The 6584-nt window shown below is 75.3% G+C and carries 7 protein-coding genes; 5 read left to right on the forward strand and 2 right to left on the reverse strand.

What is annotated here, in order from left to right:
* Positions 1-937: condensation domain-containing protein (locus K6I34_RS28585; protein ID WP_229330192.1), on the forward strand; the 937-nt coding region annotated here is incomplete at its 5' end.
* Between the two features lie 141 nt (positions 938-1078).
* Complete coding sequence (locus K6I34_RS28590; RefSeq protein ID WP_229330194.1) at positions 1079-1786, forward strand: 4'-phosphopantetheinyl transferase superfamily protein; 708 nt, start codon at positions 1079-1081, stop codon at positions 1784-1786.
* 13 nt (positions 1787-1799) lie between these two features.
* Here K6I34_RS28590 and K6I34_RS28595 read toward each other — a convergent pair whose 3' ends face one another.
* A complete protein-coding gene (locus K6I34_RS28595) occupies positions 1800-2408 on the reverse strand; it encodes a TetR/AcrR family transcriptional regulator (RefSeq protein WP_229330196.1) in 609 nt (202 codons plus the stop codon).
* Positions 2409-2648: 240 nt separating this feature from the next.
* On the opposite strand from K6I34_RS28595, the gene K6I34_RS28600 reads away from it, so the two are divergent.
* Complete coding sequence (locus tag K6I34_RS28600) at positions 2649-3533, forward strand: NAD(P)-dependent oxidoreductase (RefSeq protein WP_229330198.1); 885 nt, start codon at positions 2649-2651, stop codon at positions 3531-3533.
* A gap of 201 nt (positions 3534-3734) precedes the next feature.
* Here the strand turns inward: K6I34_RS28600 and K6I34_RS28605 are convergent, their stop codons facing one another.
* Entirely contained in the window at positions 3735-4340 is a 606-nt protein-coding gene (locus K6I34_RS28605; protein ID WP_229330200.1) for a DUF4232 domain-containing protein, read from the reverse strand.
* 142 nt (positions 4341-4482) lie between these two features.
* Between K6I34_RS28605 and K6I34_RS28610 the strand changes: the two genes are divergently transcribed.
* Positions 4483-5898 (forward strand): CoA transferase, encoded by a 1416-nt coding sequence (locus K6I34_RS28610; RefSeq protein ID WP_229330202.1) that lies wholly within the window; start codon positions 4483-4485, stop codon positions 5896-5898.
* A gap of 46 nt (positions 5899-5944) precedes the next feature.
* Complete coding sequence (locus tag K6I34_RS28615; protein ID WP_229330204.1) at positions 5945-6502, forward strand: GNAT family N-acetyltransferase; 558 nt, start codon at positions 5945-5947, stop codon at positions 6500-6502.
* The last annotated feature ends 82 nt before the right edge of the window (positions 6503-6584 follow it).

The following is a 6584-nucleotide window of genomic DNA, read 5'->3' on the forward strand; positions in this document are numbered from 1 at the left end:
GCTCCACACCCATGCCCTCCTCCGCGTGGGCGGCGACCACTGGCTCTGGTACCACCGCAGCCACCACTCCCTCCTGGACACCTACGGGCACACCCTCGTCACGCGTCGCGTCGCCGACGTCTGCACCGCCCTCGCCGCCGGCAGGGCCCCCGCACCCACACCCTTCGGCCCGGCCGTCGCCCTCGCCGAGGAGGAGACCGCCTACCGGGCCTCCGCCCGCCACCTCCGCGACCGCGTCCACTGGCTGGCCGAACTCGCCGACCGCCCCGAGCCCCGGACCCTCGCGGGCCGTACCGCGCACCCCTCCCGTACCTCCCTGCGCAGCGAGGCACGCCTCGCGCCCGGTACCGCCGAGGCGCTGCGCCGCCTTGCCGCGTCCGTACGGGCCGGCTGGCGGGAGGTCGTCTGCGCCGCGCAGGCGCTCCACCTCGCCCGTGCCACCGGCGCCGGGGACGTGCTGCTGGCCCTGCCGGTGATGGGCCGTACGGGCTCCGTCGCCCTGCGCACCCCCGGCTCGGCCGAGAACGTGGTGCCCCTCCGGCTCACCGTCACCTCCGGCACCACCTTCGCCGAACTCACCCACCAGGCCGTCCTCGGTATCCGCGCGGCCCGCCGCCACCAGCGCTTCCGCCATGAGGACATCCGACGGGCCGTCACCGGACCCCGCGTCACCTTCCTCCCGCCCGGTGGCGGCCCGTCCTTCGGGGGCGCGCGGTCGGACGTGCGCGTGCTGGCCACCGGGCCCGTCGACGACCTCACCGTCCTGGTCCAGGACGGCCCGCGCCCGCGGATCGACGTCGCGGCCAACCCCGCCCTCTACGGCGCCGACGAACTCGCCGCCCACCACGGCCGCTTCCTCGACCTGCTGGCCCGCCTCGCCCACAGCGACCCGCACCGCCGGCTCGGCGCGCCGCCCCGCGCTCACCTCCAGGTGTAGCCGCCCAAGACCCCGGCCTCGGCGGATGCCGCCGCCGAGGCCGGTCCCTGGCCGGGGGACGGCTCCCGGCCCCCGTCGGCCGGGCCGCGCCGGTAGCCTGAGCAGCCGGTCACCGACGGAGAAACCGAGCCGACCATGGACATGCGCGACACTTCCGTGCCCCGGCTGCTCGGCGACGGCCCGCTGCCCGGGCCCTGGACCCCCGGCCCGCCCCGCGTATGGCTCCTGCGGATCACCGGCGCTCCCGGGCCGGAGACGTACGAGCGGGTGCTGGACGCCCGGGAGCGGGCCCGCGCGGCCGCGTTCGCGCGCGACCGGCTGCGGGAACGGTATGTCGCGAGTCACCTGGGGCTGCGGCGGCTCCTCGGCGCGTACCTCGGCACCGACCCGGCGGCCGTCGTGCTGACCCGTGAGCCCTGCCCCGGCTGCGGCGGCCCGCACGGCCGCCCCGCGGTCGCCGGGGCACCGTTCCACTTCTCCCTCTCGCACGCCGGTGACCTGGCCCTCTACGCCTTCGCCGACACACCGGTCGGGGCGGACGTGGAGCGGGAACAGCCGCTCGCCGTCGTCACCGACGTGGCGCGGGCGCTCCACCCCGACGAGACGGCGGAGCTGGCCGGGCTCCCCGCGCGGGACCGCCTGGCGGCCTTCGCCCGCTGCTGGACCCGCAAGGAGGCCTACCTCAAGGGCCTCGGAACGGGTCTGTCCGGATCTCTGTCGGCGACTTACGTGGGTACGGGCCCCGACCCGGCCCCTCCGCAGGGCTGGACCCTGACCGACATCCCCGTCGGACCCGGGCACGCGGCGGCAATGGCGGTGGCGGCGATGGCCACCCGGCGAGCGGACTGAGTGTGGCCCGCCCTCACTCCGCTCGCCGGGTGGCCAGGTCGAAGACCTCCTCCACCGCGTCCGCGTAGGCCGTGGGGTCCAGATCCGGGCGCGCCTCCAGGAGGATCGGCAGCCCCTCCAGGGTGCTCAGGGCCAGGGAGGCCATCATGTTGGCGTCGAAGTCGCGGAACTCCCCACGGGCCTGGCCGTCGCGCAGAACGGCCGTCAGGAGAGCCCGTGCCCCGTCGCGGTACGCCGCGGAGTACTTGAAGCCGCTGTAGGTGAAGATCGCCAGCAGGGCGCTCAGCTGGACGCGGTGGCTGCCGAAGTGGTCGATGTGGGCCCGCAGGTAGGCGAGGAGAGTGCCCCGGGCGGTGCTCTCCTCCTTCATCCGCTGCGCGACGAACCGCTGCAGCGTGCCGAGGATGTCCGCGGTCACCTCGTCGACGATCTGCTGTTTGTTCTTGAAGTGGCTCGCGATCAGGTGGCTGTCCGGCAGGCCCGCGCGTTCGGCGATCCTCGCGAAGGAGGCCCCCACGAGCCCGTAGTCGGCGATGGTCACCGTGGCCGCCGCCACGATCCGGGCCCGTCGGAGCGCGGACCGGTCACTCGCGCCCTCGCGTTCCGCCTCGGTCATATGCATGACGCACCCTCCCCGGCTGCATGGCGCATCCTCTCCGGCCCGCGCGGCGGAGGCAATGCCCCGCCCGGTCGGCCCCCGCTCCACGTCTGCCCGGCGACGCGCGCGGCATGCCACCGGGGAGCGCCGCCCCCGGCCCTTGCCCGCGCGTTGCCTCCGCATTGCCCCTGCATGGGTAGAAGCCTCCCCTCCTGGGCAGAATGCGGTGGACAGCCGCGAATCCGCTCGACAAGGGGGGACGCCATGGCCGCACGGGTGAGCGTGCTGGGGCTGGGGGCCATGGGCGGTGCGCTGGCCGCCGCGTTCGTGTCCGCGGGACACCCGACCACCGTCTGGAACCGTACGCCGGGCAAGGCGGGCGAGCTGGTCGGCAAAGGCGCCGAGGAGGCACCGTCGGCCGCCGCCGCCGTGGCCGCGAGCCCGCTGGTCGTGGTCTGCCTGTCGACGTACGACACCGTCCACGAGGTCCTCCGCCCGCTGGGCGGCGGGCTCGTGGGCCGCACGCTCGTCAACCTGACCTCCGGGTCGCCCCCGGCCGCACGGGAGACGGCCGCCTGGGCGGAGGAGCGCGGCGCCGGCTACCTCGACGGCGTCGTCATGACGACTCCGCCCGGCGTCGGCACCCCCGACGTCCTCCAGCTCTACGGCGGCCCCCGCGCCGCCTTCGACGCCCACCGCGGGACGCTGGCCGCCCTGGGCGAGCCCGTGCACCTGGGCGACGACGCCGCGCTGTCCTCCGTCTACGACATGGCGCTGCTCGGGCTCATGTGGTCCACCCTGACCGGCTGGCTGCACAGCGCGGCGCTCATCGGCGCGGACGGCCCCGGCGGCGGCGTGACGGCGACGGCGTTCACGGAGGTGGCCCTGCGCTGGATGCGCACCGTCGGCACCTTCATGGCCACGTACGCCCCGCAGATCGACGCGGGCAGCTACCCGGCCGAGGGCTTCCCCTTGGACCTCCACCTCATGACGATGAACCTCCTGTCCCACGCGAGCGAACTCCGCGGGGTGTCCTCCGCCCTGCCGGAGCTCTTCACGGCCCTGACCTCCCGCGCGGTCGAGGAGGGCCACGGCGGGGACAGCTACGCGCGGTTGGTGGAGTTCCTGCGCGCCCGCCACGAGCGCTGAGCGCTCGGCTTCCGGTCACGCTTCCGCGTGAGCCTCTGCCCCGGGGCTTCGCCCCCGGACCCCCGTCGCCCACCGGGGTGCGGCTTGCGCTCCGCGCGCGGCTGCGGGTCCGGCGGGGGCCGGTCGCGCCCACGCGGCGGAGCCGCATGACGCAACACTGCCCCGCGCCCCTGATGGGGCGCCCGGCGCCGTGGCGGAGCCCTACGACGCCCGGGGCCGGGCCCAGGCCGTGGTGCCCAGTTTGCCCGTGGTGCCCAGGTCGATCAGCTCGGGCACTTCCTGGCGTGCCGCGCCCGGGGCCGGGGCGACGGACAGGAAGGCGCCGTTGGCCGGTTCGCCCGTCGTGTCCACCGTGTTCCGCCACGCCAGCCCGGCGACGGCCCGCTCGCCCGGCCGCAGGGTCAGCCGCGTGGGGCCCGCGTCCTGCACGGCAGTGCCGAAGGACGCCGCCCCGAGCTCCAGGCCGACGTCCAGCGGCGCGTGGTCCTTGCCGAGGACGCGTACGTCCGGATAGCCCTCGACCACGTGGCGGGACGTGTCGCAGTTGACCACTTCGAGCGTCATCACCCGCAGTCCCATAGCCGCGTTGACGTCTTCCGACCGGATCAGGAGACCCGACTCGGGGCAGGCGGGGGACACCGGAACGTTCGCCGGAGCCCCGGGGCGGCCGTGCCGCTCGACCGCCTCGAAGGGCTCCGGTGGCCTGGCGCACCCCGTGAGCAGGCCCGCCGTCACGAGCAGTACGGCCGCGCCGAGGAACGGGCGGAGCGGAGGGCGGCGGGGTATCCCGAGCAGCAGTGGACGCATCCCGCCATCCTGCCATCGTCCTGCCGCAGCGCTACCGCCGTTCCGGCCACTCTATTGCCGCCGTCCTGAGGCGCCGGAGGTCTGCGTCACCTGGCGGGAGAAAGGCTGGCGGTCCGCCGGTTCCCGGTGCCACACTGCGGAGATGATCAAGCGATCGACCAGCGCGGTGACGCGCGCCTGGGCCGCCCTCGGCGGCGACCCCGCTCTCGTGGCGACCGTCGCCCACGGCGGCCCCGACGCCGCGACGCTGCCGTCCTCACTGCCCGTCAGGGAGTTCGCGCGGGCCACCGTCGCCGTCTGCGGGCTCGCCGCGGCCGAGTTGACGGCGGTCCGGCAGGGCGGGGACCGGGGCGGCCTGCCGCAGGTGACGGTGGACGACGGGGCCGTCGCCACCGCGTTCACCAGCGAGCGGCACATACGCCTCGACGGGCGGGCAGGCGGCACCTTCGCCCCGCTGTCCCGGTTCTGGCGCACCGCGGACGGCTGGGTGCGCACACACGCCAACTACCCGCACCACCGCGCCCGCCTCCTCGCCGCCCTGGAGATCGACGACACCGGCGACGACGAGGCGCTCGCCACCCGGGTCGCCGACGTGCTCGCGGAGCGCCGGGCCGGAGACGTGGAGGAGACGGTGTACGCGGCGGGCGGGCTCGCCATCGCCGTCCGGACACCCGGCGAATGGGCCACCCACCCGCAGGGCGCGGTCGTCGCGCGGCACCCCCTGCTCTCCCTGGACCGCGTGGGCGAGGGGCCCGTGCGCACGATGCCCGACGCGCGGGAGGGACTGCCCGCGCACGGGCTGCGCGTGCTCGACCTGACCCGGGTCCTCGCCGGACCCGTCGCCACCCGTACGCTCGCGCTGCTCGGCGCGGACGTGTTGCGTATCGACCCACCGCACCTGCCGGAGGATCAGGACACCCTCAACGACACGGGGTTCGGCAAGAAGACGGCCACGCTCGACCTCACGCGGACAACGGACCGCACCGCCTTCGAGGACCTGCTCACCACCGCGGACGTCGTCGTGACCGGCTACCGGCCCGGCGCCCTCGACCGGCACGGACTGTCGGCGGAGGACCTCGCGGAACGGCACCCCGGGCTCGTCATCGGCCAGTTGAGCGCGTGGGGCGCCTACGGTCCGTGGGGCGGCCGCCGGGGCTTCGACAGCCTGGTGCAGGCGGCCACCGGCATCGCCGTCATGGAGGCGGGCCCGGACGGCAGGCCCGGCGCGCTGCCCGCGCAGGCCCTCGACCACGGCACCGGCTACCTGCTCGCGGCCGCCGTCCTGCGGGCCCTGACCGAGCAGCACACGAACGGCGGCACCCGCCTCGCCCGCTTCGCGCTCGCCCAGACGGCGGCATGGCTCACCGGCGAGAGCACGCGCGACCGTGACGAGGGCGAGCCGGAAGGCACCTACGAGCCGGAGGCGTGGCTGCGGGAAACGGACGGCCCACTGGGGCGGTTGCGCTACGCGGCACCGCCCGTGACGGTGGAGGGCGCGCCCGCGGACTGGCGGCGCCCGCCGGGCGTGTGGGGCACGGACCCGGCACAGTGGGGATGATCACGTGACCGGGAACGATGTCGGACCCCGCCTCTACGATGAGAACGTGTCCGAGCACCACGACGACTTCCTGGCCCGGGGCCCCCGGGTCGCCCTCCGTGCCCTCACGCGGGCCGACGCCGCCGAGTTCACCCGCCTTGTACGCGTCAGCGAGGAACTGCACACGCCCTGGCTGTCGATGCCCGCGACCGAGGACGCGTTCATGGCCTACATGGACCGCACCGACGCCGTCGAGACGGCGCGCCTGCTCGTCTGCCTGCCCGGGGCGGACGGCGCGATCGCCGGTTTCGTCAACATCAACAACATCGTCCGCGGCGCGTTCCGCAGCGGCTACCTTGGCTACGGGAGCTTCGCGCCCACCGCCGGGCACGGATATATGACCGAGGGCCTGGGGCTCGTGCTCCGGTACGCCTTCGGCCCCCTGGGCCTGCACCGGCTGGAGGCCAACATCCAGCCGGGCAACGCGGCTTCGCTCGCCCTGGTCAAGCGGCTCGGCTTCCGGCTGGAGGGCTTCTCGCCCGACTACCTCTTCATATCCGGGGCGTGGCGCGACCACGAACGCTGGGCGATCACCGCCGACATGATCGACGCCGCCGAGGCCTGATTCCGGGCCTGAGAGGACCAGGTTGCCGTGCCCACGACCATCCGACGAGCCGTGCTCTCCCTCCCCGCCGCCCCGCCGGGGC

Origin of the sequence: Streptomyces sp. UNOC14_S4, assembly GCF_020740835.1 — a bacterium.
In the GTDB taxonomy this organism is placed as follows: Bacteria; Actinomycetota; Actinomycetes; order Streptomycetales; family Streptomycetaceae; genus Streptomyces.

Coding starts and splice junctions, on each gene's coding strand:
- K6I34_RS28590 (WP_229330194.1), top strand. CDS start 1,079: ATGCGCGACACTTCCGTGCCCCGGCTGCTCGGCGACGGCCCGCTGCCC.
- K6I34_RS28595 (WP_229330196.1), bottom strand. CDS start 2,408: ATGCATATGACCGAGGCGGAACGCGAGGGCGCGAGTGACCGGTCCGCG.
- K6I34_RS28600 (WP_229330198.1), top strand. CDS start 2,649: ATGGCCGCACGGGTGAGCGTGCTGGGGCTGGGGGCCATGGGCGGTGCG.
- K6I34_RS28605 (WP_229330200.1), bottom strand. CDS start 4,340: ATGCGTCCACTGCTGCTCGGGATACCCCGCCGCCCTCCGCTCCGCCCG.
- K6I34_RS28610 (WP_229330202.1), top strand. CDS start 4,483: ATGATCAAGCGATCGACCAGCGCGGTGACGCGCGCCTGGGCCGCCCTC.